Source organism: uncultured Sphingomonas sp. (genome assembly GCF_913778135.1).
Lineage (GTDB): Bacteria > Pseudomonadota > Alphaproteobacteria > Sphingomonadales > Sphingomonadaceae > Sphingomonas.
In genome coordinates this window covers 1-25,743 of sequence record NZ_CAJYVU010000028.1, presented here as the reverse complement: position 1 = coordinate 25,743, position 25,743 = coordinate 1, and the positions used below count along the sequence as shown (strand labels likewise).

The 25,743-nt window shown below is 68.6% G+C and carries 23 protein-coding genes and 2 pseudogenes; 22 read left to right on the top strand and 3 right to left on the bottom strand.

Going from position 1 to position 25,743, the window contains the following annotated elements; all coding sequences use genetic code 11:
- Together QZ847_RS02960 and QZ847_RS16995 are read left to right on the top strand one after the other, a co-directional pair.
- Positions 1 to 87: pseudogene (locus QZ847_RS02960) on the top strand (NADH:ubiquinone oxidoreductase subunit NDUFA12); the annotation flags it as partial.
- A 92-nt stretch (positions 88 to 179) separates the two neighbouring features.
- Positions 180 to 545 (top strand): annotated as a pseudogene (locus QZ847_RS16995) (DUF2155 domain-containing protein); the annotation flags it as partial.
- 35 nt (positions 546 to 580) lie between these two features.
- Here the strand turns inward: QZ847_RS16995 and aat are convergent.
- The 3 genes from aat to QZ847_RS02940 are packed head-to-tail and all read right to left on the bottom strand — an operon-like array spanning position 581 to position 2,452.
- Complete coding sequence (gene aat, locus QZ847_RS02950) at positions 581 to 1,303, bottom strand: leucyl/phenylalanyl-tRNA--protein transferase (protein WP_294352919.1); 723 nt, start codon at positions 1,301 to 1,303, stop codon at positions 581 to 583.
- Entirely contained in the window at positions 1,303 to 2,010 is a 708-nt protein-coding gene (locus QZ847_RS02945) for a ParA family protein (protein WP_294352917.1), read from the bottom strand. The genes aat and QZ847_RS02945 overlap by 1 nt, the downstream gene beginning before the upstream one ends.
- Positions 2,011 to 2,065: 55 nt before the next feature.
- Positions 2,066 to 2,452 (bottom strand): hypothetical protein, encoded by a 387-nt coding sequence (locus QZ847_RS02940; protein ID WP_294352916.1) that lies wholly within the window; start codon positions 2,450 to 2,452, stop codon positions 2,066 to 2,068.
- 177 nt (positions 2,453 to 2,629) lie between these two features.
- Here QZ847_RS02940 and QZ847_RS02935 point away from each other — a divergent pair, with 177 nt between their 5' ends.
- The 20 genes from QZ847_RS02935 to QZ847_RS02840 form a co-directional block, all read left to right on the top strand.
- Entirely contained in the window at positions 2,630 to 3,607 is a 978-nt protein-coding gene (locus tag QZ847_RS02935) for a cysteine synthase A (RefSeq protein ID WP_294352914.1), read from the top strand.
- A gap of 46 nt (positions 3,608 to 3,653) precedes the next feature.
- Positions 3,654 to 3,941 carry a hypothetical protein gene (locus tag QZ847_RS02930; protein WP_294352912.1) on the top strand — a complete coding sequence of 96 codons (288 nt, stop codon included), beginning with the start codon at positions 3,654 to 3,656 and terminating at the stop codon, positions 3,939 to 3,941.
- Between the two features lie 346 nt (positions 3,942 to 4,287).
- A complete protein-coding gene (locus tag QZ847_RS02925; protein ID WP_294192509.1) occupies positions 4,288 to 4,788 on the top strand; it encodes a division/cell wall cluster transcriptional repressor MraZ in 501 nt (166 codons plus the stop codon).
- Between the two features lie 32 nt (positions 4,789 to 4,820).
- Positions 4,821 to 5,771: a 16S rRNA (cytosine(1402)-N(4))-methyltransferase RsmH gene (rsmH, locus tag QZ847_RS02920; RefSeq protein ID WP_294352921.1), complete on the top strand. Its 951-nt coding sequence runs from the start codon at positions 4,821 to 4,823 to the stop codon at positions 5,769 to 5,771.
- Positions 5,765 to 6,451, top strand: a complete 687-nt coding sequence (locus QZ847_RS02915) for a hypothetical protein (protein WP_294352911.1) — start codon at positions 5,765 to 5,767, stop codon at positions 6,449 to 6,451. Before rsmH ends, QZ847_RS02915 begins: the two co-directional genes overlap by 7 nt.
- Positions 6,448 to 8,163: a penicillin-binding protein 2 gene (locus QZ847_RS02910; RefSeq protein ID WP_294192506.1), complete on the top strand. Its 1,716-nt coding sequence runs from the start codon at positions 6,448 to 6,450 to the stop codon at positions 8,161 to 8,163. The genes QZ847_RS02915 and QZ847_RS02910 overlap by 4 nt, the downstream gene beginning before the upstream one ends.
- Before the next feature lie 63 nt (positions 8,164 to 8,226).
- On the top strand, positions 8,227 to 9,654 hold the full coding sequence (locus tag QZ847_RS02905; protein WP_294352908.1) for a UDP-N-acetylmuramoyl-L-alanyl-D-glutamate--2,6-diaminopimelate ligase: 1,428 nt from the start codon (positions 8,227 to 8,229) through the stop codon (positions 9,652 to 9,654).
- A complete protein-coding gene (gene murF / locus QZ847_RS02900; RefSeq protein WP_294352906.1) occupies positions 9,651 to 11,036 on the top strand; it encodes a UDP-N-acetylmuramoyl-tripeptide--D-alanyl-D-alanine ligase in 1,386 nt (461 codons plus the stop codon). The genes QZ847_RS02905 and murF overlap by 4 nt, the downstream gene beginning before the upstream one ends.
- A complete protein-coding gene (gene mraY / locus QZ847_RS02895; RefSeq protein WP_093005857.1) occupies positions 11,037 to 12,107 on the top strand; it encodes a phospho-N-acetylmuramoyl-pentapeptide-transferase in 1,071 nt (356 codons plus the stop codon). It begins immediately after the preceding gene.
- Positions 12,104 to 13,378 carry a UDP-N-acetylmuramoyl-L-alanine--D-glutamate ligase gene (murD, locus tag QZ847_RS02890; RefSeq protein ID WP_294352904.1) on the top strand — a complete coding sequence of 425 codons (1,275 nt, stop codon included), beginning with the start codon at positions 12,104 to 12,106 and terminating at the stop codon, positions 13,376 to 13,378. Before mraY ends, murD begins: the two co-directional genes overlap by 4 nt.
- A gap of 51 nt (positions 13,379 to 13,429) precedes the next feature.
- Positions 13,430 to 14,644, top strand: a complete 1,215-nt coding sequence (locus tag QZ847_RS02885) for a putative peptidoglycan glycosyltransferase FtsW (RefSeq protein WP_294352902.1) — start codon at positions 13,430 to 13,432, stop codon at positions 14,642 to 14,644.
- Positions 14,641 to 15,786, top strand: a complete 1,146-nt coding sequence (gene murG / locus QZ847_RS02880; RefSeq protein ID WP_294352900.1) for an undecaprenyldiphospho-muramoylpentapeptide beta-N-acetylglucosaminyltransferase — start codon at positions 14,641 to 14,643, stop codon at positions 15,784 to 15,786. Before QZ847_RS02885 ends, murG begins: the two co-directional genes overlap by 4 nt.
- Positions 15,783 to 17,198 carry a UDP-N-acetylmuramate--L-alanine ligase gene (gene murC, locus QZ847_RS02875; RefSeq protein WP_294352898.1) on the top strand — a complete coding sequence of 472 codons (1,416 nt, stop codon included), beginning with the start codon at positions 15,783 to 15,785 and terminating at the stop codon, positions 17,196 to 17,198. Before murG ends, murC begins: the two co-directional genes overlap by 4 nt.
- Complete coding sequence (gene murB / locus QZ847_RS02870) at positions 17,195 to 18,109, top strand: UDP-N-acetylmuramate dehydrogenase (protein WP_294352896.1); 915 nt, start codon at positions 17,195 to 17,197, stop codon at positions 18,107 to 18,109. Before murC ends, murB begins: the two co-directional genes overlap by 4 nt.
- Positions 18,106 to 19,074: a D-alanine--D-alanine ligase gene (locus tag QZ847_RS02865; RefSeq protein ID WP_294352894.1), complete on the top strand. Its 969-nt coding sequence runs from the start codon at positions 18,106 to 18,108 to the stop codon at positions 19,072 to 19,074. Before murB ends, QZ847_RS02865 begins: the two co-directional genes overlap by 4 nt.
- Positions 19,071 to 20,000, top strand: a complete 930-nt coding sequence (locus QZ847_RS02860; RefSeq protein ID WP_294352892.1) for a cell division protein FtsQ/DivIB — start codon at positions 19,071 to 19,073, stop codon at positions 19,998 to 20,000. Before QZ847_RS02865 ends, QZ847_RS02860 begins: the two co-directional genes overlap by 4 nt.
- A gap of 23 nt (positions 20,001 to 20,023) precedes the next feature.
- Positions 20,024 to 21,283, top strand: coding sequence for a cell division protein FtsA (ftsA, locus tag QZ847_RS02855; RefSeq protein WP_294191682.1), 1,260 nt, complete (start codon positions 20,024 to 20,026; stop codon positions 21,281 to 21,283).
- A gap of 117 nt (positions 21,284 to 21,400) precedes the next feature.
- Positions 21,401 to 22,996 carry a cell division protein FtsZ gene (ftsZ, locus tag QZ847_RS02850; protein ID WP_294352891.1) on the top strand — a complete coding sequence of 532 codons (1,596 nt, stop codon included), beginning with the start codon at positions 21,401 to 21,403 and terminating at the stop codon, positions 22,994 to 22,996.
- 150 nt (positions 22,997 to 23,146) lie between these two features.
- Positions 23,147 to 25,414, top strand: coding sequence for an SPOR domain-containing protein (locus tag QZ847_RS02845; RefSeq protein WP_294352889.1), 2,268 nt, complete (start codon positions 23,147 to 23,149; stop codon positions 25,412 to 25,414).
- A gap of 22 nt (positions 25,415 to 25,436) precedes the next feature.
- On the top strand, positions 25,437 to 25,743 hold a 307-nt coding region (locus QZ847_RS02840; protein WP_294352888.1), incomplete at its 3' end, for an HD domain-containing protein.

The following is a 25,743-nucleotide window of genomic DNA, read 5'->3' as shown; positions in this document are numbered from 1 at the left end:
GCCTATCGGCCCGCGGGCGCGCTGGAGAAGGGCGGGCATCGCGCATCCGCCACGGGTGATTACGAGGCGTGGAGTCCCGACGCGTGAACCGCGCGGCCGCGATCGGCGGCCTGGTGGTGCTCGCGGCCGGTGCCGGCGCGGCATGGTACGGGTACGATCACCTGTCCGGCCGTAACGCCATGCCTGCACAGGCGCGGGTGACACGCGCGGTACCCGCGGCGCCACGCTCCGCCTCCAACGCTGTTGCAGGCGACAATTCGGAGGTGGTCGAGACCGATACTGGTGCGCCGGTCGATGCCGGGACCACGCCGATGGCGCAGCGCGTCGCGGTGATCGGCCTGCTCAACAAGCGCAACGGCGTCAGCCGCGACCTGACATTGAAGCCCGGGCAGGCGGTGCGCGTGGGCGACGTAATCGTGCGCCTGTCGGCGTGCGAGCAGACCGCGCCGTGGGAGCAGCAGGCGCTGACCGGCGCGTTCGTCCAGTTGGACGTGCAGAACATCGACCGTCACTGGCAGCGTGTCTTCTCAGGCTGGCTGTACAAGGAGCGGCCGCAGCTGAACGTCGTGCTGCACCCGGTCTATGACGTCTGGACCAAGAGCTGCGCGATGAGCTTCCCCGGCACGACGCCGACCGCGGCGTCATCGCCCGCACTACCGACCAAGCGGTCGAGCGCGCCGAAGTCGCCGTCCCCGGCCTCGGCGGAAGCGGATGACTCGCCCGAGCCGCCGAGTGCGGCTGCCAGCAACGCCATATAGTCGACGCGGCTGATCTCCACCGCGCCCAAGGTGGCGAGGTGTTGCGTCATGAACTGGCAGTCGAGCAACGTGTAGCCGCCGGCGCGCAACCGCGCGACAAGCGCGGCGATCGCGACCTTTGATGCGTTGGCAGCGCGACTGACCATGCTTTCGCCGAAAAAAGCGCGCCCGATTGCGAGACCGTAGAGGCCTCCGACCAGTTCATCGCCCGACCAGCATTCGACCGAATGCGCGTGACCCATCTCGTGCAGTCGGGTGAAGGCGTGTTCGATCGAGCGGTTGATCCACGTCTCTGGGCGATCGTCGGCGCTCTCGGCGCACAGGCGCAGCACCTGTCCGAACGCGCGGTCGGCGGTGACGCGGAAGCGGTCGGCGACCACGACCTTGCGCAGCGAGCGCGACAGGTGAAAGCCGTCCAGCGGCAGGATCGCGCGACGGCGCGGTTCCACCCAATAGACGCTGCGCGCATCGCGACTGTCCGCCATCGGAAAGACGCCGACTGAATAGGCGCCGAGCACGATGGCAGGGTCGAGCGGTTCGAACATCAAACGAGCCGTTTCTCGATCCTCTTCCACAAATCGGCGACCGCTACGGCGGCGGGACTGCGCGGCGCGACATGACCGACCGGTCGACGTTGGGTTGCGGCACTCTCCACCACGCTCGCCATCGGAATGACCGGCCAGTCGGGATGGCGAGCAAGCGCCTCCATATGCAGCGCGCGGCGGCGGTCGACCATGACGTGGACCGGCATGGTGCGCGTGCGTCCGCCCAGATGACGGTCGACCTCGCTCCACGCGCGTTCGGACAAGGCAGACGGGACGACGGGGACGACGATCAGGTCGGCGGCGCGCGCGACCTGATCCGCGGTTTCGGTCAACCCGGGCGGGCAGTCGAGTACGACGCGGTCGTGGTCGCCCAACTCGCCGAGCAGACGTGCGAGCCGCCGCTTCTTGGCCAAGGCGCGGAACAGGTGGTTCAGGTTGCGCAGCGACGCGTCGGCGGGCAGCAGGTCAAGCCGCTCGGTCGTGGTGACCCGGATCAGTCGCGACGGTGGGATATGGCGCGAGAAGACCGCGTGCGCGCGCTCGCCGCCGCCGTCCTCACCCAGCATCCAGCTTGATGCGGCCTGCGGATCGAGGTCCCACAACAAGGTGCGCCGCGACGACAGCGTCGCGGCGCACCATGCGAGATTGACGGCGAGCGTCGATTTGCCGACGCCGCCTTTCAGGGAATAGATCGCGATCGTCGCCATCGATGCGCCAGGCTAGGCCCGGCGCGGCCCGGTGACAAGCGAACGTTGCGAACGCTCAGGCGTGGCAGGACAGCGCCGACTTGCCCGGCTGCGTCAGCGTGATCTCGGTCGTGTCGCCGGTCATCGACCAGCCACCGTCCGCGGTCAGCGGCTTGCCGGCCTCGGCGGCCTTCAGCATGACGGGCGAGCCGTCCTTCTTGGTGCGCACGACCGCCTGCTTGTCGCCCTGGAAGAAGGTGACATAGACCAAGCTGCTGTCCTTGCAGCGCATCGTCTTGTCGGCCTTGATCGCGGGCGGCAGTTCGACGGGCGCTGCCTTGGCGAGGTTCGCGGCCATCGGATCAGGGTTGGAATCGACCACTTCGGGCGAGGACGATGAATTACAGCCGGCAAGAGCGAACAGCGAAGCGGCAACGGCGGGGAGGAGAAGGCGGTTTACCATAGCGCGGCGGCGCTTCGCTCATGCGGCATAATAGGTCAAGGTCCGTGCCGCGCTGCGACATAATTATTCAAACTTTGCCGTGGTACCGCAGGGTAGCCCAGGAAGAGTTGGGGCGCTTCGCGTCACCCAAGCCATGCTTGCTTGCGGCGGCCGCGGCACACCACCTATGTGGTTGCGATGGATACGACCCCGAATACCCTGGCCCTGATCGGCAACACGCCCCTCGTTCGCCTGGCTGGCCCGAGTGCAGCGACCGGCTGCGACATCTTCGGCAAGTGCGAGTTCACCAATCCAGGCGCAAGTGTCAAAGACCGTGCCGCGCTGTCGATCGTCGAGGACGCCGAGGCGCGTGGGATGCTGGCGCCCGGCGGCACGATCGTGGAGGGGACGGCGGGCAATACCGGGATCGGGCTGGCACTGGTCGCCAACGCGAAGGGCTACCGCACGATCATCGTCATGCCCGACACGCAGTCGAAGGAGAAGATGGACACACTCCGCGCGCTCGGCGCCGAACTGGTGACCGTGCCGGCCGCGCCTTATTCGTCGCCGTGCCATTTCGTGCACACCTCGCGCCGGATAGCGGAGGAAACGCCGGGTGCGATCTGGGCCAACCAGTTCGACAATATCGCCAATCGCCGCGCGCACATCACCGGCACGGCGGAGGAGATTTGGGCGCAGATGGAGGGTCGCGTCGACGGCTTTACCTGCGCGGCTGGCACCGGCGGCACGATCGCGGGCGTGGGGCTGGGTTTGAAGGCCAAGGACGAGCGCGTCTGCATCGCGCTCAGCGACCCGCACGGCGCGGCCCTGTACGAATATTATGCGCACGGCGAACTGCGGTCGGAGGGATCGTCCGTCGCCGAAGGGATCGGGCAGGGACGGATCACCGCCAATCTCGAGGGCGCGCCGATCGACACGCAGTTCCGCATCTCCGACCAGGAGGGGCTCGACTGGGTTGATCGGCTGCTGCGCGAGGAGGGGCTATGCCTGGGGCTGTCGTCGGGGATCAACGTCGCCGGTGCGGTGCGGCTGGCGCGGCACCTGGGTCCCGGCAAGCGCGTCGCGACGATCCTGTGCGACACCGGATTCCGGTATCTGTCGACGCTCTACGATCCGGCGTGGCTCGAAGCCAAGGGGCTCCACCGCGCCGCATGACGCGGTTCGACACGCGCGCGGTAATCCGTTATCACCGCGCGATCGAATGAAGCAGCAACCGAACTCCCGTTATCTGGCCGATCAGGCGCGGCAGCGCGTGCGCGTCGGTATGATCGGCCTGGCCGCGGTCGTGCTGCTGATCGGTCTGGCCAGCGCGATCTTCTCGACCGTCTCGCGCGAACGGCCGGTGACGCCTGCTGCCAATGCCGGAGCGGGCGTGATCGCGCGAGCGGGGGCACCCGCCGCGGTGCCGACGGCTGGCAACGAACCCCTGGCCGAGCTTGGTGTCACGCCCAGCATCGCTAACAGCGCAGCGGCGGCCGACCCGCGCTGAAGCTGAAGCGTTGGCTCGCGACCCGCACTCTTGCTTATACTGCTGCAACTGGATTCGGGTACGCTCTCTGACCTAATTACCGAGTAAGTAACGTGCGTTAGAGAAGCATTGTTGGAACAAATCATAAACGAAAGTGGGCATGCGACGTACGCGCCACGTTATTCCAAAGTCTTACGTGATTTCCCCGAAATTCCCCGGAAATCCCTTCCGCTCCCAATCAGACTGCGCTACATCAATTTCCAACATTGGGGGCAGCACCAACGTTGTAGACAGACAGGCTTGAGCGTCAGGCGGCGATGGTCGCTCGGCGGGCAGCGCGGTCTTGTACCCCGAGTGCGAGGTAAGCGTGGCCGAACGGGTGGACTATCAGGGAAAGGGGCTCGGTCTTGTCGATGACAAGGGCCGTGTCGCGATTCCCAATAGCCTGCGCGCCGCCCTCGCGAAGAACAGTCCGCGCGACGATGGCAAGGACGGCGGCACCGTCATCATTGCCGCACACCCGCAATATCGCTGCCTGATCGCCTACGATCCCGGCTTCGTGCCGATCCACAAGGCCAAGCTGGAAGCACGCGAGGCGGCGGGCGAGTTGAAGGACGGTCGCACCGACTGGAACATCCTCGATCGCGCTGGCGCTGCCGAGCCGCTGCCGTTCGACGGGTCAGGCCGCTTCATCATGCCCGCGTTCGAGCGCCGTTACGCCCGGATCGGTGGCGCCGCGGTGTTCCTGGGTTCGTTCAACTGGGTCACGATCTGGTCGCCCGCGCTGCTGCTGGAGAACGACGACGTCGACCCGTTCATCCGCGAGTTCGTCGAGTTCACCTGCGAAGAAAAGGGCATCGCCCTGTGACCGATGACGTGACTAACCACGTGACGGGCGACGTGAACCGCCAATCCCCGCATATCCCCGTTCTGCTCGACGAGGTGATCGCCGCACTCGCCCCCGCCCCGGGTGAGCGTCACGTCGATGCGACCTTCGGTGCGGGCGGCTACACGCGCGCGCTGCTCGCCGCCGGAGCCGAAGTGATCGCGTTCGACCGCGACCCCGACGCGATTCGGGCGGGTCGCGTGCTCGAGGCGGCCGAGTCGCGGCTGACGCTGATCGCCGGCGACTTCTCGACAATGGAGCAGGCGTTGGCCGAGCGCGGCAAGCTACCGGTTGACGGTGTGACGATGGATATGGGCGTCTCCTCGATGCAGCTCGATCAGGCGGCGCGGGGCTTCTCGTTTCAGACCGATGGTCCGCTCGATATGCGGATGAGCCAGGACGGGCCAAGTGCGGCCGATTTCCTCAACACGGCCGACGAGGAAGAAATTGCCAACGTGCTCTACCGCTACGGCGACGAGCCGAAGTCGCGGCGGGTCGCACGCGCGGTCGTGGCGTCGCGTCCGCTTACGACGACGGCGCAGTTCGCGAGCGTCGTCCGCCGCGCGCTGGGTCACCGTCCGCACGAGAAGAAGGACCCGGCGACCCGTGCGTTCCAGGCAGTGCGCATCCACGTCAACCGCGAGCTGGACGAGCTGGCCGACGGTCTCGCTGCTGCCGAGCGCGTGCTGGCACCGGGCGGTCGTTTGGCGGTGGTCAGCTTCCACAGCCTGGAGGATCGCATGGTAAAGCGGTTCCTCCGCGAGCGTGGCGGGGCTGCGCCCGCGGGATCGCGTCACTTGCCGATGGCGGCGGTGCCGCTGCCCGCGGCGTTCGACAATCTGTCCCGCGCTGTTCGCGCGGGCGAGGCGGAGCTGGCGGCGAACCCGCGCGCTCGTTCCGCCACTCTTCGTGCCGCGCGACGTACCGCGGCATCTGTTCAGCGTGTTGGAGACGTGTCGTGGTAGCATTGTACCGCTTGAAAGGGCTCGGGTGGCTGTCGAGCTGCGCGCTGGTCGCAATCGGCTTCTACCTTGTCTCGTCGCAGGTCGCGGCCGAGCGAAAGCGATTGCAGCAGGTCGACGTCAAGATCGCGAGCGCAGAGCGCGACATCCGCGCGCTGGAAACCGAGTTCGACGTACGCGCCAACCTGGTCCAATTGGAACGCTGGAACGGCAACACGCTGGCGCTGACCGTGCCGACCACGCAGCAATTCGTTCGTGACGAGACCACGCTCGCCAGCCTGTCGCCGCGCGACATGACGCCGTTGCAGCCGGGTCAGTCGGGCGGGGTGCAGACCGCGTCGCTGATCGTGCCGTCCTCGCCGCTGACCGTCGCTCCGCCCGCATCGACCGGCAACGCAGCGCCGACCATCGTCAAGGCGGTGATCAACAAGCCCGTCAGCGCACCCCGCTACGATGCGGTGCACATTGCCCATGTCGTGCCCGCAACCCCGGCGGCGCGTCCGGCACCGGCAGTCGCGGCCGCGCGCGTGCTGATCCGACAGGCGATCGCACACGCCGATGAGCGGCCGCGCGTCGATCGCAATGTCCGGTCGGTCGCGATGGTCGACAATTCGCTGCTGAGTGCCGGAACGCTCGGCGACCTCGCCAGCGGTGCGCGCGCGGAGCGGAGCCGCTTGCGGTGACCACGCTGGTCGCCCGCCCGATCCGCCAGACCAGAAACGTCGACCAACGCCACGCACTGGTCGCGACGCAGCATATGCGCCTGATGGTGCTGATGTTGCTGTTCGCCGCCGGCGTGCTGGCGGTGATCGCGCGGCTGTTCCTGCTGGGCGTCCTGTCGACGGGCGGCGAGGATGTCGCCAACAAGCTGACCGCGCCGCGCGGCGACATCGTCGACCGCAACGGACAGCCGCTCGCGCGGACGATCGACGCCTGGACGATTGCGGTACACCCGCGCAAGCTGATCGGCGACCCGACCGAGATCGCGCAGCGGCTGGCGGACCTGATGCCCGACCGCGGCAATCAGGCGTGGTTCTACGCGCAGCTGACCAAGCGGTCGAGCTTCGCCTACCTGAACCGTCGCGCCAGCCCCGCGCTGGTCGAGGCGGTGAACGCGATCGGCGAGCCCGGCATCGTGTTCGAGCGCGAGACGCAGCGGCTCTATCCGCAGAGCTCGCTTGCGGCGCACGTGCTCGGCTTCATCAGCAACGGCACCGGCATGAGCGGGATCGAGCGTGCGCTGAACGAGCGGCTGACCAACCCTGCGACCGAGGCGAAGCCGGTCCAGCTGTCGATCGACAGCCGCGCACAGGCGGCGATGGAGAGCGAGCTTGGCCGTGCGATGACGACCTTCTCCGCGCGCGGCGGCGGCGGGATCGTGCTCGACGTCGCGACCGGCGAGGTGATCGCGATGGTGTCGCTGCCGACCTTTAACCCCAATCGCGTCGGCCGCGCGGGCACCGACGAGCTGCGCAACATCACGACGCAGAGCGTCTTCGAGCTCGGCTCGACCTTCAAGCCAATCACGATGGCGACCGCGATTGAGAACGGCGTCGTGACCTCGATGGAGCGGCGGTTCGATGCCACGCACCCGCTGCAGGTCGGCCGCTTCACGATCCACGACGAGCGCGGCGATCCGAAGCGCTGGCTCAACATGGCCGAGACGCTGATCTATTCCTCCAACGTTGCCACCGCGCGCGTCGCCGACGAGGTCGGGCCGGCGCGGATGCAGGCGATGTTCAAGAAGCTGGGCTTCGACACGCCGCCCGACATCGAACTGCGCGAGAAAGGCCGCCCGCTGCTGCCGAGCTACTGGGCGCGCACGACGACGATGACCACCGCCTACGGCCACGGCATCGCGGTAACTCCGCTGCATCTCGCCAGCGCTTACGCTGCGCTCGTCAATGGAGGCACGTGGCGCCCGGCGACGCTGCTGAAGGTCGCACCCGGCCACCAGGTCGCGGGACGGCGCGTCATCAGCGAGGCGACGAGCGCGCGGATGCGCCAGATGCTGCGGCTGGTCGTGATGCGCGGCACCGGGCGCAAGGGCGATGCGCCGGGCTACCGCGTCGGCGGCAAGACCGGCACCGCCGAGGCCGCGGTCGCCGGCGGGTACGACCGGTCGCGCAACGTCGCGACCTTCGCCGCCGCCTTCCCGATGGACGCGCCGCGCTACGTCGTCGTCGCAATGCTCGACTCGCCGCTCGGCACCAAGGAGACGTACGGCTGGAAGACCGCGGCGTGGAACGCGGCGCCGGTGGTCGGTCGCACGATCGCGCGAATCGGCGCGATGCTGGGCGTAACGCCTGACGATCACCGCGACGTTGACGTGTCTGACATTCTGCCGACATTGTGGCAGGACCCCTCACGCGCGCCGACGAGCGGCGGGCAGTGACCGCGCGAGGCGCGGGCAGGAGCCGAGGGTTGCACGGGTTTGAACGATAAAGGGGTCGGTTGGATGAGATTGTCGGCCCTGACCGACCAGGCCGGCGAGGCGGGCGACGCGACCGTCACCGGCTTTGCAATCGACCATCGCAAGGTCGCGCCGGGCACGATTTTCGGTGCGTTCAAGGGCGCACGCGTGAACGGCGAGGATTTCATCCCCGCCGCGATCGAGGCGGGCGCCGTGGCGATCGTCGCGCGACCCGAGGTGCGGGTCGAGGGCGCGGTCCACATCGCCGATCATTCGCCACGCGAGTGTTTCGCGAAGCTCGCCGCGCGCTTCTTCGCGCCGTTCCCACACGCCACGGTCGCGGTGACGGGTACGAACGGCAAGACCTCTACCGTCGAGATGACGCGGCAATTGTGGCGCATGGCGGGGCATCATGCCGCCTCGGTCGGGACGCTGGGCGTCACCACCGCCGACGAGCGCGTCGTGACCGGGCTGACCACGCCCGACGTCGTCACCTTCCTGTCGAACGCCGCCGGACTGGCGCGCGAAGGCGTGACGCATCTGGCGTTCGAGGCGTCGAGCCATGGATTGAGCCAGTATCGCACCGAGGGGCTGCGGGTGGCAGCCGCCGCGTTCACCAATTTGAGCCGCGACCACCTCGACTATCACGGCGACATGGCGGCGTACTTCACCGCCAAGCTGCGGCTTTTCTCCGAAGTGCTGGCAGACAACGGCGTGGCAGTGGTGTGGGCGGACGATCCGCAGTCGGAGCGCGTGATCGATCTGGCGCGCGAGCGCGGCAATCGCGTGATGACGGTGGGCGAGCACGGCGACGATTTGCGCCTCGTTTCGCGCGCGCCGACGCTGCTGGGGCAGGGGCTGGTCATCGCGACCGCGGACGGCGTTGAGCACCACGTCGACCTGCCGCTGATCGGCGGATATCAGGCGGCGAATGCGCTGGTCGCGGCGGCGTTGGTCATAGCGACGGGTGGCGAGCCGGCCGCGACGCTCAAGGGACTCGCGCGGCTGCAGCCGGTGCGCGGGCGGCTCGAGCGCGCGGCGATCGCCAAGTCGGGTGCGCCGATCTACGTCGATTACGCGCACACCCCGGACGCACTCGAGGCAGCGATCGCGGCTTTGCGCCCGCATGTCGCCGGCCGGCTGATCCTCGTCTTCGGTGCGGGCGGGGACCGGGACCAGGGCAAGCGCGTGCCGATGGGCAGGGTGGCTGCTAACGAGGCCGACGTGGTAATCGTGACCGACGACAATCCGCGCGGCGAGGATGCCGCCGCGATCCGGCGCGACGTGCTGGAGGGTGCGGTGGGCGCGACCGAGATCGGCGACCGCCGCGCCGCGATCGCGCGCGCGGTCGAGATCGCACGCGTCGACGATATCGTGCTGATTGCCGGCAAGGGCCACGAGCAGGGCCAGATCGTCGGCGACATGGTGCTGCCGTTCGACGACGTGGCGGTCGCGCGCGAGGTCGCGGCATGAGCCTGTGGACCGCCGCCGAAATCGCTACCGCCACGAAGGGCCGCGCGAACGCCGACTTCGCGGTCGCCAATTCCGTGAACGGGGGCGTCGCGTTCGATTCGCGTGAGGTCGGCCCCGGCGACCTGTTCGTCGCTCTCACCGGGGAGACGACCGACGGTCACCGCTTCCTCGATCAGGCGTTTGCGCAAGGGGCGGCAGGCGCGCTCGTGTCGCGTGAGACGCCGCAGCCCGCGGTTCAGGTGGCCGACACGTTCGCCGCGCTCGAGGACCTCGGCCGTGCCGCGCGCGCGCGGGTCACGGGCAAGGTGATCGGCGTCACCGGATCGGTCGGCAAGACCTCGACCAAGGAGGCGCTGTTCGCCGCGCTCGATCGTTCGCCGGCAACGAAGGCGCATTGCTCGGTCAAGAGCTATAACAACCACACCGGTGTACCGCTGAGCCTCGCGCGCATGCCGAGTGACAGTGACTATGCGGTGCTGGAGATGGGGATGAACCATCCGGGCGAACTCGCGCATTTGACGACGCTGGTGCGCCCTCACGTCGCGCTGGTCACCGCGATCGCTCCCGCGCACACCGAGTTCTTCCCGCACGAGGCCGCGATTGCCGACGCGAAGGGCGAGATTTTCCAGGGGCTGGAGCCGGGCGGGGTCGCGATCGTCCCCTACGACAGTCCACATCGGGATCGCCTGATCGCCGCGGCTCGGCCTTACGCCGAGCGGATCGTGACCTTTGGGCTCGATCGCGCGGCGGATGTTCACGCGCTGGAGATGGCGCGTTCGAGCAACGGCGGCACCTTCGTCACCGCGCGCGTCGGCGAGCACGAACTGGGCCTGACCGTGTCGCAGGCGGGCGCGCACTGGGTGTCGAACGCGCTGGCGGTGCTCGCCGCGGTCGATGCGGTCGGCGGCGATCTGGCGCTAGCCGGGCTCGCACTGGCGGAGCTGGGCGGGCTCGCCGGGCGCGGTGCGCGGACCCGGATCGCGGTGGGCGGAGGCCACGCCTTGCTGATCGACGAGAGCTACAACGCCAACCCCGCCTCGGTCGCCGCGACGCTGGCGGTGCTGGCCGACCAGCCGGGCCGACACGTCGCGGTACTGGGTGAAATGCGCGAGCTGGGGGCCAAGAGCGCCGATTATCATGCCGGCCTGGCGCCCGCGGTGATCGCCGCGCGCGTCGAGGCGGCCGTGCTGGTCGGCGAAGCGATGCGCCCGCTCGCGCAAGCGCTTGAGGGAACGGTTGATTTCGTTCATGTGCCCGACGCCGCTGCCGCGCTGGAACATGTGTCGCGTGTGATCGCGCCGGGCGATGCGGTACTCGTCAAGGGGTCGAACGGGGTGGGACTGGCGCGCGTCGTCGCTGGTCTCTCGAACGGGGTTAATTGAGTGCTCTACTGGATCGCGCAGCACCTCGGCTTTCCGGGTCTGCTCAACCTCATCCGCTACCAGTCGTTCCGTACCGGCGCGGCGGTCGCGACCGCGCTGCTGATCGGGCTGATCATCGGGCCGAAGTTCATCGGCTGGTTGCGCGTGCGGCAGGGCAAGGGACAGCCGATCCGCGCCGACGGTCCGCAGACGCACCTTGCCAAGCGCGGAACGCCGACGATGGGCGGGCTGATGATCCTGACCAGCGTGTCGCTGGCGATGCTGTTGTGGATGGATCTGCGCAATCCGTTCGTCTGGGCGTGCGCGTTCGTGACGCTGGGGTTCGGCGCGATCGGATTCCTCGACGACTATGACAAGGTGCGAAAGGCGAGCACCGCCGGCGTACCCGGACGTGTCCGGCTGCTGCTCGAATTCCTGATCGCGGGGGTCGCGGCGTGGATCATCATGCAGGAGAACGGCTCGGGGCTCTTCCTGCCATTCACCAACCGCTATTACATCGACCTGGGATATTTTTACCCGATCTTCGCCGCATTCGTGATCGTGTCGTTCGGCAATGCGGTGAACCTGACCGACGGTCTCGACGGCCTTGCGACGATGCCCGTCATCATCGCCTCGGTTGCGTTCATGGTGATCGTCTATCTGGCGGGCAACGTGAAGTTTGCCGATTATCTCGGCATCCCGCACGTGCCGCGCGCGGGTGAGCTCGCGATCTTCTGCGGCGCTGTCGTGGGCGCCGGCCTCGCGTTCCTGTGGTACAATGCGCCGCCCGCCGCGGTGTTCATGGGCGACACCGGCAGCCTGGCGCTCGGCGGTGCACTCGGCACGATGGCAGTGGTCGCGCACCATGAGATCGTGCTTGGCATCATCGGCGGGCTGTTCGTGGTCGAGGCGTTGTCGGTTATCATCCAGGTGTTCGTCTACAAGCGGACGGGCAAGCGGGTGTTCCGCATGGCGCCGATCCACCACCATTTCGAGCAGCTCGGCTGGAGCGAGCCGACCGTCGTGATCCGTTTCTGGATCATCAGCCTGGTGCTGGCGCTCGCCGGCCTGTCGACGCTGAAACTGCGGTGATTACGTCGCGCGCCTGGGCGGGGAAACGGTACGCCGTGCTCGGGCTCGCGCGCTCGGGCGCGGCGACCGTGCGCGCGCTGGTCGCGGCCGGCGCTGAGGTGGTGGCGTGGGACAGCGACGAGAGCAAGCGTGAAGGTCTAGCGGGCGTAGAGATCGCCGATCTCGATACGCTCGACCTCGCAAGCTTCGATGCGCTGGTCGTCTCGCCTGGCGTGCCGCTCAACACGCACCTGCTTGCTGCCAAGGCACGTGCGGCGGGAGTTCCTATCGTCGGTGACATCGAGTTGTTCGCGCAAGGCCGCGCCGAGCTGCCGCCGCACAAGGTCGTCGGGATCACCGGCACCAACGGCAAGTCGACCACCACCGCGCTCGTCCGCCACATCTGCGAGGTCGCAGGACTGCCGGTGCTGATGGGCGGCAACATCGGGTTGCCGATCCTCGGGCAGGAGCCGCTGCCCGAAGGTGGCGTCTACGTGCTGGAGCTGTCCAGCTACCAGATCGACCTGACCGAGACGCTCGACTGCGATGTCGCGGTGCTGCTCAACGTCACGCCCGATCATCTCGACCGCTACGACGGGTTCGAGGCCTATGCGGCGTCGAAGGCGCGGTTGTTCGCGATGCAGTCGCCAGGCCATGTCGCGGTCGTCGGCACCGGCGATGCCACGTCGGCGCGGATCGCCGATGAACTCGGCGCACGCGCGATCCGCCTCGACGTCGACGCGAGCGTCGATCAGTCGGGCTGGCCCGCTTTGCAGGGCCCGCACAATGCGCAGAACGCCGCCGCCGCGGTCGCAGTCGCGCGTGCGCTCGGCATCGCGGATGACGTGATCGAGCAGGCCCTCGCCAGCTTCACCGGCCTGCCGCATCGCATGGAGCGGGTCGCGACCTTGAACGGTGTCACCTGGTACGATGACAGCAAGGCAACCAATCCAGAGAGCACCGCGCCCGCACTCGCGGCCTTCCCGCGCGTCCACTGGATCGTCGGCGGGCGCGCGAAGGGTGACGACCTCGACGCGTGCATGGCGCATCTGAGCCACGTGGCGCGCGCCTATACGATTGGCGAGGCGGGCCCTCGCTTCGCCGCCCTGCTGCGCCCGCACGTGCCCGTTGCCGAGGTCGAGACGCTGGAACGCGCCGTGAAGCTCGCCGCGCGGGAGGCGGAGCGCGGCGATGTCGTGCTGCTGTCGCCCGCCGCCGCCTCGTTCGATCAGTTCCGCGACTACGAGCATCGCGGTCGCACCTTCCGCGAAGCGGTCGAGGCGCTCGCATGACGGGGGCGGCATGATGCGCGGATCGGGTTTGTACGGCGTAGGGGCACGGCCATGAACGACATGCAGGCGATCCGCCGTGGGCGGTTGCAGGGGCGCGGCGGGCGCGGCGATCCGTCGCCGCTCGGCACGTGGTTCTGGGACATCGACCGCGTGCTGCTGTTGCTGGCCTTGTTTCTGATCGCGATCGGGCTGATCGCGGTCGCCGCCGGATCGCCTGCCACTGCGGTGCGCTATTCGGGTGAGCACGTGAAGTTTACGCCGCTGCATTATTTCTGGCGTCAGGTGATCTGGGTTGCAGTCGCGCTGCCGGTGCTGTTCGGCGTGTCGATGTTGCCGGTCACGCTGGCGCGACGCATGTCGCTGGTCGGCGCCGGGATCTGCGTCGCGCTGCTCGCCGTCACGCCGTTCGTCGGCATGACCGTCAACGGTGCGCGGCGCTGGATCGGCTTCGGCTTCGCGCAGTTCCAGCCGTCGGAGTTCCTGAAACCCTTCTTCGTCGTGACGGTCGCCTATCTGTTGTCGTTGAAGGCGCGCGACGAGGAGTTGCCCGCGACGGTCATCACCGCCGGGCTGACCGGGCTGGTCGCGCTGCTGCTGATGATGCAGCCCGATTTCGGGCAGACAATCATCTTCTGCTCGATCTGGCTCGCGCTGATCGTCATCGCGGGAACGCCGACGCGCACGATTATCGGGCTGTTGGCGATGGTGCCGGTGGGCCTCGTCGCCGCCTACACCTTCTACGGTACGGCGCGCGCGCGCATCGACGCGTTCCTGTTCCCCGGCATCGAGGGCGAGGGCGCGTCCGACCATTTCCAGACCAATGCCGCGCACAATACGCTGACCGCTGGCGGCTGGTTCGGCACCGGTCCGGGCGGCGGCACCGCCAAGTTCGGCCTGCCCGAGGCGCACACCGACTACATCTTCTCCGTCATCGGTGAGGAGTTCGGCCTGATCGCGTGCATGATCGTCGCGCTTGTGTTTCTCGCGATCGTGGTGCGCGTGTTCGTCAAGCTGCTGGACGAGCAGGACAGTTTCAAGCTGCTCGCCGCCTCGGGTCTGGCGGTACAGTTCGGCGCGCAGGCGCTGGTCTCGATGGCGGTCAACACCGGGCTGGCGCCGTCGAAGGGCATGACGCTGCCGTTCATCAGCTATGGCGGGTCGTCGATGGTCGCTTTGTCGATCGGGATGGGCTTGCTCCTGGCGTTCACCCGGCGCAACCCATTCCTGATGCGTAGTCCTTATATCAACCGCTGGAACGCCGCGTGACGCGCGCGCGCTCGTTCGTCCTCGCCGCCGGAGGGACCGGCGGCCACATGGTGCCGGCCGCCGCGCTCGCGGCCGAGCTGATGCGCCGCGGCCACCGCGTCGCGCTGGTCAGCGACGCGCGCGGCGTGCGCTTTCCCGGTCTGTTCGACGGGGTCGAAACGCACGTCATTCCGGCGGGGCGCTTCGCCGGCGGGCCGGTTGGCTGGGCAAAGGCGGCGCGGCAGATGGTGGAGGGCCGCCGCACCGCGCGCGAGCTGTATCGTTCGCTTAAGCCCGCCGCGGTGGTGGGCTTCGGCGGCTACCCCGCATTCCCGGCGCTGTCCGCCGCGTTCGCGGGTCGCATCCCGACCGCGGTGCACGAGCAGAACGCCGTGCTCGGCCGCGTCAATCGCCTCGTCGCGCGCCGCGTCGATGCGATCGCGACGAGTTATCCGGCGACCGAGCGGCTGAAGCCGGCTTATGCGAACAAGGTGCACCTTGTCGGCAATCCGGTGCGCGAGGCGGTGCTCAGTTTGCGCAGCCGGCCGTATCCGCTGCTGGAGGAGGACGGCATCTTCCGCGTGCTGGTCACCGGCGGTAGCCAGGGCGCGAGCGTGCTGAGCCAGGTCGTACCCGACGGTCTCGCGATGCTGCCGGTCGCGTTCCGTCGCCGCTTGCAGGTGACGCACCAGGCGCGAATCGAGGACATCGACGCTGCGCGCGAGAAATACGCTTCGCTCGACATCGCCGCCGATCTCGCGACCTATCTGCCCGACATGCCCGAGCAGCTTGCCTGGGCGCACCTAGTCATCGCGCGCGCGGGTGCCTCAACGATCGCCGAGTTGACCGCCGCGGGCCGTCCTGCAATCCTCGTCCCGCTGCCGGGTGCGACCGACGACCATCAGACCGCCAACGCGCGCGCGATCACCGAGGCGGGCGGCGCGCGCACGATCCCGCAGCCGCGCTTCACCCCGACCGAACTCGCCAAGCAGATGCAGAAGCTAGGGCTCGATCCTGCCGCGCTGGAGAATGCGGCCGGTCGCGCCCGTGCCTGCGGGATGCCGGATGCGGTCAGCGACATGGCCGATCTGGTCGAAAGCCTCGACGCGCCGCGCGCGCCGGTCCACGTCGGGCGGGTGCAGCACAAGGAGGCTTTTGCGTGAAGGGCGTCGCGACCGACATCGGCACGATCCACTTCGTCGGCATCGGCGGCATCGGCATGTCGGGCATCGCCGAGGTCATGCACAACCTCGGCTATTCAGTGCAGGGCAGCGACGTGGCGGAAGGTTATGTCGTCGAGGGACTGCGCGCGCGCGGGATTCAGGTCACGATCGGCCACGCGGCCGAGAACGTCGCCGATGCCGCCGTGGTCGTCACCTCCACCGCAGTGAAGCGTGGCAACCCGGAGGTGGAGGCGGCGCTCGACCGCCGCGTGCCCGTCGTGCGGCGCGCCGAGATGCTGGCCGAGCTGATGCGGCTGAAATCCACCGTCGCAGTGGCGGGCACGCACGGCAAGACGACGACCACCTCGATGGTCGCGGCGCTGCTCGACGCGGGCGGCGTCGATCCGACCGTCATCAACGGCGGGATCATCAACAGCTACGGCTCGAATGCGCGGCTGGGCGCATCGGACTGGATGGTGGTCGAGGCGGACGAGAGCGACGGTAGCTTTCTGCGGCTCGACGGCACGATCGCGGTCGTGACCAACATCGATCCCGAGCACCTCGACCATTACGGCAGTTTCGAGCGCGCCAAGGACGCCTATGTCGAGTTCGTCGAGAACGTGCCCTTCTACGGCGCGGCGCTGCTATGCCTCGACCACCCCGAGGTGCAGGCGCTGATCCCGCGCGTGCGTGACCGCCGCATCGTTACCTATGGCTTCGCAGCCTCTGCCGACGTGCGCGGCGTCAACGTGTCGCCCTATCCCGGCGGAAATCGCTTTGAGGCGCTGATCCGATCGCGCGACGGCACGACGCGTTCGATCGAGGGGATCGACCTGCCGATGCCCGGACGCCACAACGTGCAGAACGCGCTCGCCGCGATCGGCGTCGCGCTCGAGCTCGGGATCGATGACACGACGATCCAGCGCGGGTTTGAGAAGTTCGGAGGGGTCAAGCGACGCTTCACCAAGGTCGGCGAGGTGCCAACCGGCGAGGGCATCGCGACGATCATCGACGATTACGGCCACCACCCGGTCGAGATCCGCGCGGTGCTCGCCGCCGCGCGCGAGTCGGCACAGGGACGCGTAATCGCCGTGGTCCAGCCGCACCGCTATTCCCGGCTGGGCAATTTGATGGAGGATTTCCAGGGCGCGTTCAACGACGCCGATGCAGTGTACGTCACGCCCGTCTACGCCGCGGGCGAGGCGCCGGTCGAGGGCGTCGACGCCGACGCGCTGGTCGCCGGCTTGCGCCGGCGCGGGCACCGCGACGTGCAGACGGTCGCCGACGCCGACGCGCTCGCCGACGCGCTGGCGCGCGAAGTGCGCGGCGGCGATCAGGTAATCTGCCTCGGCGCGGGCGACATCACGAAGTGGGCCGCCGGGCTCGCCCTCGCGATCGAAGCGCGCCGGTGAGCGTGGTCGCCACCTCCTTGTCCGACACGATGCCGAGCGTGCGCGGTCGTTTGACGCCGCAAGCACCGCTGGCGCCGCTCGTCTGGTTCAAGGCGGGCGGGGCGGCGGAGTGGCTGTTCGAGCCCGCCGACGCCGAAGATTTGGCGGCGTTCCTGCGCGATCTCGACCCCGCGGTGCCGGTAATGGCGCTGGGACTCGGCAGCAATTTGATCGTGCGTGACGGCGGCGTGCCGGGCGTGGTGATCCGGCTGGGCAAGCCGTTCGCGCGGGTCGAGGCGGTGGACGCGACGACGCTACGTTGCGGCGGTGGCGCGAGCGGTATCCTCGTTTCCTCGACTGCGCGTGACGCGGGTCTGGCGGGGATCGAGTTTTTGCGCTCGATCCCCGGCACGGTCGGCGGGTTCGTGCGGATGAACGGCGGCGCCTACGGCCGCGAGGTGAATGACGTGCTGGTCCATGCGGAGGTCGTGCTGCGCTCGGGCGAGCGGCAGACGCTGTCGCTCGGCGATCTGAGGTACACCTACCGACACTCCGCGCTGCCGGACGGCGCGGTGGTGATCGCCGCGACGTTCCGCGGCACGCCCGGCGAGCCCGCGGCGATCCAGACCGAGATGGACCGCATCGCCGCCGCGCGCGAGGCGTCGCAGCCGCTCAGGTCGAAGACCGGTGGCTCGACCTTCAAGAACCCGGACGGGCAAAAGGCGTGGGCGCTGGTCGATCAGGCCGGCTGCCGGGGCAGGCGCCGCGGGGATGCGCAGGTAAGTGACAAGCACACCAACTTCCTGCTCAACGTCGGGCAGGCGACCAGCGCCGACATCGAGGCGCTGGGCGAGGAGGTGCGTGCGGCGGTGAAGGCGAACAGCGGCGTGACGCTCGAGTGGGAGATACAGCGGGTGGGCGTGCAGGCATGAGCGAAGCGTTGCACATCGCGGTGCTGATGGGCGGCTGGTCGGCCGAGCGTGACGTGTCGCTGTCGTCAGGCGCAGGTGTGGCGGAGGCGCTCGAGTCGCTCGGACATCGCGTGACGCGGATCGACATGGGACGCGACGTCGCCAAGCGACTGGCCGAGGCGGATGCGGACCTCGTCTTCAACGCACTACACGGGACCCCCGGCGAAGACGGCAGCGTTCAGGGGCTGATGGACCTGATGGGCGTGGCCTACACGCATAGCGGGATGGCCACTTCGGTCATCGCGATCGACAAGGTGCTGACCAAGCAGGCGCTGGTGCCGCACGGCATACCGATGCCCGGCGGCCGCATCGTCAAGTCATCGGAGGTGTTTGAGGCCGATCCGCTCGCGCGGCCTTATGTGCTCAAGCCCGTCAACGAAGGCTCGTCGGTGGGCGTCGCGATCGTGACGGATCAAGGCAATTACGGGAACCCGATCGCGCGCGATGCGAAGGGTCCGTGGGCCGAGTTCGACGAACTGCTCGCCGAGCCATATGTGCGCGGGCGCGAGCTGACGACGGCAGTGCTGGGCGGTGCCGACGGCCCGCGTGCGCTGGGTGTCACTGAACTCAGGCCAAAGTCGGGCTGGTACGACTACGACGCCAAATACACCGATGGCATGACCGAGCATCTGTTTCCCGCGCCGATCCCAGACGAGATCACGAGCGCGTGCATGGCGCTGGCGGTCGACGCTCATCGCCTGCTCGGATGCCGCGGCGCGAGCCGGTCGGACTTCCGCTGGGATGACGATCGCGGCGTCGACGGGCTGTTCCTTCTCGAGGTCAACACCCAGCCGGGCATGACGCCCTTGAGCCTCGTCCCCGAACAGGCGCGGCACACGGGCATGAGCTACCCCGAACTCGTCCAGGCGATCGTCGACGAGGCGTTGCGCGATGCGCGTGAGCGTTCGGGCGAGCGCGCGCCATGAGCCGCACGATCCGCCGTGAGCCGGCAGGAGGGCCGCGCCGCACCGTCAACCGCCGCAAGCCTGCGCCGAAGAAGACGTTCGGTCAGCGGATGGTGGCGAAGCTGCCGTTCAACGAGGCATTCCTGCGGCGCGCGGTCACCTGGACGCTGCTGGGCGCAGGCGGTGCGGCGGCAATCGCGGTCGCGAGCTGGATCGGCATCCCTTCGGCAATCGGCATCGGCGTCGCGGAAACGGCCGCGCAGGCTGGGCTCCGGGTCGAGCAGGTCGACATCACGGGGCTGAAGCGGATGGACCGTGAAACGGTCTACGCCGTCGCGCTCGAACAGCCTTCACGCGCGATGCTGCGACTTGATTTGGAGGCGGTGCGGCAGCGGCTGCTCGCCTACGGCTGGATCGAGGACGCCTACGTATCGCGGCGGCTGCCCGACCGGTTGCTGATCCACGTGACCGAGCGTGAACCGGCGGCGGTGTGGCAGGACAATGGCCAGTTGACGCTGATCGATGCGACCGGACGGCTGCTCGCCCCGGTCGACCGTGCGAACATGCCCAATCTGCCGCTCGTGATCGGCCCCGGCGCCGACCGGCAAGAGCCGGCATATCAGGCGCTGCTGGCAGCGGCACCGGCACTGCGACGTCGTGTGAAAGCGGCTGCGTGGGTCGGCAATCGCCGCTGGGACCTGACCTTCACGACCGGCGAGACGCTGGCGTTGCCGCAGGAGGGTGCGCAGGCGGCACTGGTCAGGTTCGCGGACATGGAACGCGCCAGCCCGCTGCTCGGCAAGGGGTGGCTCCGGTTCGACATGCGCGATCCGGCCAAGCTCGTCGCGCGCAAACCGGGGCAGGATGCGCAAGCGGCGCGGGCAGACGACGCGCCCGAGACGTCCGAGGCGCGGGCGGTGCATCCGCTTGCTGCCGGAAACGTCTGAGGCGGGAACAGGGGGCAGGGCAGATGGCGAAACCGGCACCGGAAGGATTGATCACCGCGCTCGACATCGGGTCGTCGAAGGTGTCGGCGATGATCGCGCAGAAGGGCGATGGCGGCGAACTGATCGTGCTCGGCACCGGCCAGCGCGAGAGCCGTGGCGTCAAGCGCGGCTACATCGCCGACATGGGCGCGACCGAGGTGGCGGTGCGCGAGGCGGTTGAGCAGGCCGAGCGCGTCGCGGGAGTCGCGATCGAGAATGTGTGGGCGGGCTTCTCCGCCGGCGGCCTGGTCAGCGATGAGGCGTTCATCGAGGCGGAACTGGGCGGCACGCGCATCGAGCAGGCCGACATCGACGCATTGTTGCAGGAAGGCCGTCAGGCGATCGATCCGCAGGGTCGCATGGTGCTGCACGCGCAACCGGCGCTCTACACGCTCGACGGGCTGAACGGCGTCAAGAAGCCGCTCGGACTTCATGCCGACCGGCTGGGCGTGCACATCCACGTCATCGCCGCCGACGGTTCGCCGGTGCGCAACCTCGACCTGTGCGTCCGTTCGGCGCACCTGGAGGTCAAGTCGATCATCGCCGCCCCGGTGGCGACCGGGCTCGCCTGCCTGACGCAGGAGGAGCGCGATCTCGGCGTTGCGCTGGTCGAGATCGGTGCGGGCATCACCAACGTGTCGTTGTTCGCGGGCGAGATGCTGGTCGGGTTGAAGTCGATCGCGATCGGCGGCGCCGACATCACCGACGACATTGCCTCCGCCTTCGGCACGACGCGGTTGCAGGCCGAGCGGATCAAATGCTTCCACGGTTCCGCCAATGCGTCGCCGCGCGACAATCACGAGATGGTGACGATCCGTGAACGCAGCGAGGCGGAGGACAATGATTCGCTTCAGATTACCAAGGCGGCGCTGATCGCGGTCATCCGTCAGCGGCTGGAGGTGCTGATGAACGAGGTTCAGGCCGCGTTGAAGGAATTGCGCTTCGAGGGCCCGGTCGGGCGGCAGGTCGTCATCACCGGCGGCGGTGCGGAGTTGAAGGGGATCGCCGACTACGCGCAGCAACTCCTCGGCCGCTCGGTGCGCGTCGGGCGTCCGCGCGGGTTGACCAACCTGCCCGAGGCGCATTCAGGTCCGGGTTTCGCGACGCTCGCGGGCCTCGCCTATTTTGCCGCGGCCGATCCGATCGACCTGCGCGGTGTCGCGCCCAGGCAGCAGACCGTTCACCGCAGCAAGGGCTGGCGCGGGTTGCGCCGGCTGATCCAGGCCGCAAGAGCGAATTATTAGTACCATTTGTCGATTCGGGTGGGTTTTCGCTGGTGCGTTGACCATCCATGTGAAAAATAAGCCAACGCCCCGTTCACAATCAGAAAAGCGGGGGCTTGTGACCGGAGTAAACAGGCGATGAGCATCGAATTCATTGCGCCCGACGTCGACGATCTGACGCCGCGCATCACCGTTGTCGGCGTCGGCGGCGCGGGCGGCAACGCGATCGCGAACATGATGCGCGCGGACGTGCAGGGCGTGAACTTCCTCGTCGCCAACACCGACGCGCAGGCGCTGCGTTCGTCGGAGGCGGAGCAGAAGATCCAGCTCGGCACCAAGATCACCGGCGGTCTGGGTGCGGGCGCGCGGCCCGAGATCGGTCGCGCGGCGGCGGAGGAGTCGATCGACGACCTCTCGCGTCTGCTCGAGGGCAGCCACATGTGTTTCATCGCGGCGGGCATGGGCGGCGGCACCGGCACCGGTGCGGCTCCCGTAATCGCCAAGGCGGCGCGCGACATGGGCATCCTGACCGTTGGTGTCGTCACCAAGCCGTTCAGTTTCGAGGGCAATCGCCGCGGCAAGTCAGCGGATGCCGGCATCGAGGAGCTGCAGAAGTTCGTCGACACGCTGATCGTTATTCCCAACCAGAATCTGTTCCTGGTCGCCAACGCCAACACGACGTTCAAGCAGGCGTTCGAGATGGCGGACGAGGTGCTGCAACAGGGCGTCCGCGGCATCACCGACCTGATGGTCATGCCCGGCCTCATCAACCTCGACTTCGCCGACGTCCGCTCGGTGATGCAGGAGATGGGCAAGGCGATGATGGGCACGGGCGAGGCCGACGGCGACGACCGCGCGATCATTGCCGCGCAAAAGGCGATCGCCAACCCGCTGCTCGACGGCGTGTCGATGCAGGGGGCTAAGGGCGTCATCGTCTCGATCACCGGCGGCGAGGACATGCGCCTGCTAGAGGTCGACGAGGCGGCCAACCACATTCGCGAGCTTGTCGATCCCGACGCCAACATCATCTGGGGTTCGGCGTTCAATCCCGATCTCGAAGGCAAGATTCGCGTCTCGGTCGTCGCGACCGGCATCGAGAGCGCGGGTGCGCCCGACAAGCCCGGCAGCACCGCCGCCGCGCCGACGCAGAGCGAGCCTGCGCGTCCGTTCAGCTTCTCCGCGCCGCGTCGTGCCGAGCCGGCGGCACCTGCGCCCGCGCCGGCTGTTCCGCAGCAGAGCTACGCGGCAGCACCGGCGCCGAGCCATAGCGCGCCGCAGCAGGGGTATCAGCCAGCACCCGCTCCGGCGGCACCTACGCCGGCCGCCCCGGCTGCACCGCGTAGTTACGAGCAGCAGCCGCCTGCCGCCGCTCCGACGCCGGAGCGCGATGCGCTGGCGCAAGGTGTCATGCCGCAGAACCAGGTCGATACCGCGTCGAACGCGAGCGACGACGAGTTGCTGCTCGGTTCCGAGGCGATCCTGCCCGAGCAGGGCAACGTGCCGCAGCCGGTCGCGCCGCAGGACGGCGGCGACCAGAGCGCGCCGCGTCGTCGCTTCCTGGCCCCCGATGGTGCTGAAGAAGCGCCGCCGCAGCCGCGGGTGAAGCTTGGCGGCACGCTGTTCGAACGGATGCAGAACGCGACGCGCGGGGCGCCGCGAACGGGGGGCGACGCGCCGAGCGACACGCCGGGTTCCGATCTGCCGCGTTTCCTGCACCGCCAGAACAACCAGTGACATTCCTCGGCTGCCGCGTGCCTCGTGTCGCGGCAGCCGGTTTGGTCCATCGTTTTTTTCGATATTCGTCGCCGTGGCGCCTCGTTTCGCCGCACGGCTTGATGCGCGTCATTGCCGCGCAAGGTTCCAGCGGCTCTAGCATTTCACGACATGCGTTTACCGATGCTTTATTCCGCGTCGCTGCTGCTCGCCGGCGTCGCGCTCCCGCTTCCGCTCGCCGCGCAGGCCGTGGTGCAGCCGCTGCCGGGTACCACCGACGCCGACAAACTGGCCGATCTTGTCCGGCAGATCGGGCGCAACCCGCGTGACGTGAACGCGCTGGTCGATGCGGGTGACCTGTCGGCCAAGCTCGGCGACACCACCGCCGCCGCCTCGCTCTACAAGCGCGCGTCGCAGGTCGATCCCAACAACGCGCGTGTCCAGGCCGGCATTGCGCGCATCCTCGTCAACGGGGAGCATCCGGGCGAGGCCTTGCGCTATTTCGCGCAGGCGGAACGCGCCGGTCTGTCGCCGACCACCTTCGCAGACGACCGCGGGCTGGCCTATGACCTGATCGGCGAGCAGGAGCGCGCACAGCGCGACTATCGTCAGGCGCTGGCACGGCCGGGTCAGGACAATGAGGACGAGGTGCGGCGCCGCTACGCGTTGTCGCTGGGCATCTCGGGCCGCAAGGACGAGGCGCTGGAGCAGATCGACGCGCTGCTGCGCAAGAGCGACCGCGGTGCATGGCGCGCGCGCGCATTTATTCTAGCGATGAACGGCGACGCGAGCGGCGCCAACAGGATCGCGACGACGATGATGCCGGCGGGGATGGCGGGTGGGCTCGCCGCCTTCTTTACCCGGCTGCCGACGCTTTCCCCCGCCGATCGCGCCTTCGCAGTCCATTTCGGCGAGGTGACCCCCACGCCCGAGCGGATCGCCGATGCGCGGCTGGTACCGCCGTTGCCAGCACTTGCGCCCGACGCTTACGCGCGCGGCTCGGGTGTTCAGGTCGCAAGTCGGATGGCTGTTCCGCAGCGTACGAGCGTTGACCGCCGACGCGGTCGCGACTCGCGCGCGTCGACGACGAGCGCGGCGCGAATGCCCTCGCCGGGCGAGCAGGTCGCCGCGACGAGCCGCACGGTCCAGCCGCTGCCCGTCACCCAATCCGCGCCCGCCGGCCAGCCCTCGTCGCCTGCGCCGGTCGCCTCGGCCCCGACGCAGGTCGCGCAGGTGCTCCCCGCTACCCGTCCCGGCTATGTGGCGGGTCCGGTCGGTAGCACTTCTACGCCGGTGGCAAGCCTCGTTGGAGCGGCCGAGACGCGCACCATCGTGCCCGCGGCAAGTGCTCCGGTTGCAGTCGCCAGCAGCGCGCCAGTCACGGCCGCGTCACAGGCGAATGCTGCGATCCGCGCGCAGGTGCCGGCATCTGCGCCGACGCAAGTCGCCGCAAACACGGTAGCCTCGCCGGCTCAGATCGGCAGCGCCGCATCGCCTGCGCCGACGCCGACGCCGACAGTTGCGGCCAGCGCGATGACAGGTGGCGAGCGCGCTGCGGCACCGGCGACCAACGTAGCGGCAGCGCCGGTCCAGCTCGCCAGCGCGACGACGACGGCACCCGTTCCGACGCAGTCGACGGTTCAGCCAGTGCCATCCACGCCTTCACGGCTCGAGAACGAGGACACGATCCTCGCGCGGATCGTCGCCAACATCTCGATCCCCGCGTCGGAACTCGGTGTCGCGCCGATGCCCGGTGCCGCGCGGCAGTCGGGTGCGACCACGACGATCGACGAGGCCGCCGTCGCCGCCGAGAACAATCCTGCGGCCGTCGAGCGCCGGCGTGAGCGCGTTGCGGCCACCGGCGCGGCTCCGCGCGGTCGCCGTGTTGCTTCGGCCGAAACCACCGACTTCGCAACCAAGTCCAACCCGCGCAAGGAAGTCGCGAGCACCAGTGCTGCGCCGGTTCGCTCGCGACGTGGCAAGGTGACGCAGGAGGTCGCGGAGACCGACGCGGCCGACGACACCGCTGCGACGACCCGCCGCGGAGCCCGCAAGAAGGAGGAGCCGAAGCTGACGCCGAAACAGGCGGCGGCAAAGGCGAAGGCGGATGCCAAGGCGCTCGCCGATGCCAAGGCGGAAGCGGCGGAAAAGAAGGCGGCACGCGCGCAGCCCGAGCGTTACTGGGTTCAGGTCGCGGGCGGCGCAACGCAGGGCGATCTGCAAAAGGCGTGGAAGAACGTTCGCGGCAAGTCCGCTGCTCTCGCCAGCCGCACCGGCTACACCACCCCGCTTCGTGCGACCAACCGCGTCGTGACCGGCCCGTTCAAGACGCAGGAGGAGGCGCAGGCGATGGTCAACAAGCTGTCGAAGGACGGCGTTTCGGCCTTCACCTTCACCAGCGAAGCAGGGCAGAAGATGACCAAACTGGGTGAGAAGTGAGCAGCGCGTTCGTGACGGCCGCGTGAGCGAACTCGCCCCTTGGGCCTCGCGGCCCGAACGCAGTCGCGGGCGGCTGCACGAGGAACCGGGTGCGGCCGAACGCGGTCCGCGCGACGCGTTTCAGCGCGACCGCGACCGCATCATCCACTCGATCAGCTTTCGTCGGCTGCGGCACAAGACGCAGGTGTTCATGGCGCCGGACGGCGACCATTTCCGCGTACGGCTTACGCACAGCATCGAGGTCGCGCAGATCGGCCGCACGATCGCGCGCGCGCTTGGGCTCAACGAGGATCTGACGGAGGCGCTGTGCCTCGCGCATGACATCGGTC

Excerpts from the sequence above, each read along its gene's own strand:
- QZ847_RS02930 (WP_294352912.1), top strand. The coding sequence starts at position 3,654 with ATGAAGCAGCAACCGAACTCCCGTTATCTGGCCGATCAGGCGCGGCAG.
- QZ847_RS02860 (WP_294352892.1), top strand. The coding sequence starts at position 19,071 with ATGAGCCGCACGATCCGCCGTGAGCCGGCAGGAGGGCCGCGCCGCACC.
- QZ847_RS02885 (WP_294352902.1), top strand. The coding sequence starts at position 13,430 with ATGAACGACATGCAGGCGATCCGCCGTGGGCGGTTGCAGGGGCGCGGC.
- QZ847_RS02905 (WP_294352908.1), top strand. The coding sequence starts at position 8,227 with ATGAGATTGTCGGCCCTGACCGACCAGGCCGGCGAGGCGGGCGACGCG.
- QZ847_RS02935 (WP_294352914.1), top strand. The coding sequence starts at position 2,630 with ATGGATACGACCCCGAATACCCTGGCCCTGATCGGCAACACGCCCCTC.
- QZ847_RS02845 (WP_294352889.1), top strand. The coding sequence starts at position 23,147 with ATGCGTTTACCGATGCTTTATTCCGCGTCGCTGCTGCTCGCCGGCGTC.
- aat (WP_294352919.1), bottom strand. The coding sequence starts at position 1,303 with ATGTTCGAACCGCTCGACCCTGCCATCGTGCTCGGCGCCTATTCAGTC.
- ftsZ (WP_294352891.1), top strand. The coding sequence starts at position 21,401 with ATGAGCATCGAATTCATTGCGCCCGACGTCGACGATCTGACGCCGCGC.
- QZ847_RS02940 (WP_294352916.1), bottom strand. The coding sequence starts at position 2,452 with ATGGTAAACCGCCTTCTCCTCCCCGCCGTTGCCGCTTCGCTGTTCGCT.
- QZ847_RS02865 (WP_294352894.1), top strand. The coding sequence starts at position 18,106 with ATGAGCGAAGCGTTGCACATCGCGGTGCTGATGGGCGGCTGGTCGGCC.
- QZ847_RS02945 (WP_294352917.1), bottom strand. The coding sequence starts at position 2,010 with ATGGCGACGATCGCGATCTATTCCCTGAAAGGCGGCGTCGGCAAATCG.
- ftsA (WP_294191682.1), top strand. The coding sequence starts at position 20,024 with ATGGCGAAACCGGCACCGGAAGGATTGATCACCGCGCTCGACATCGGG.
- murF (WP_294352906.1), top strand. The coding sequence starts at position 9,651 with ATGAGCCTGTGGACCGCCGCCGAAATCGCTACCGCCACGAAGGGCCGC.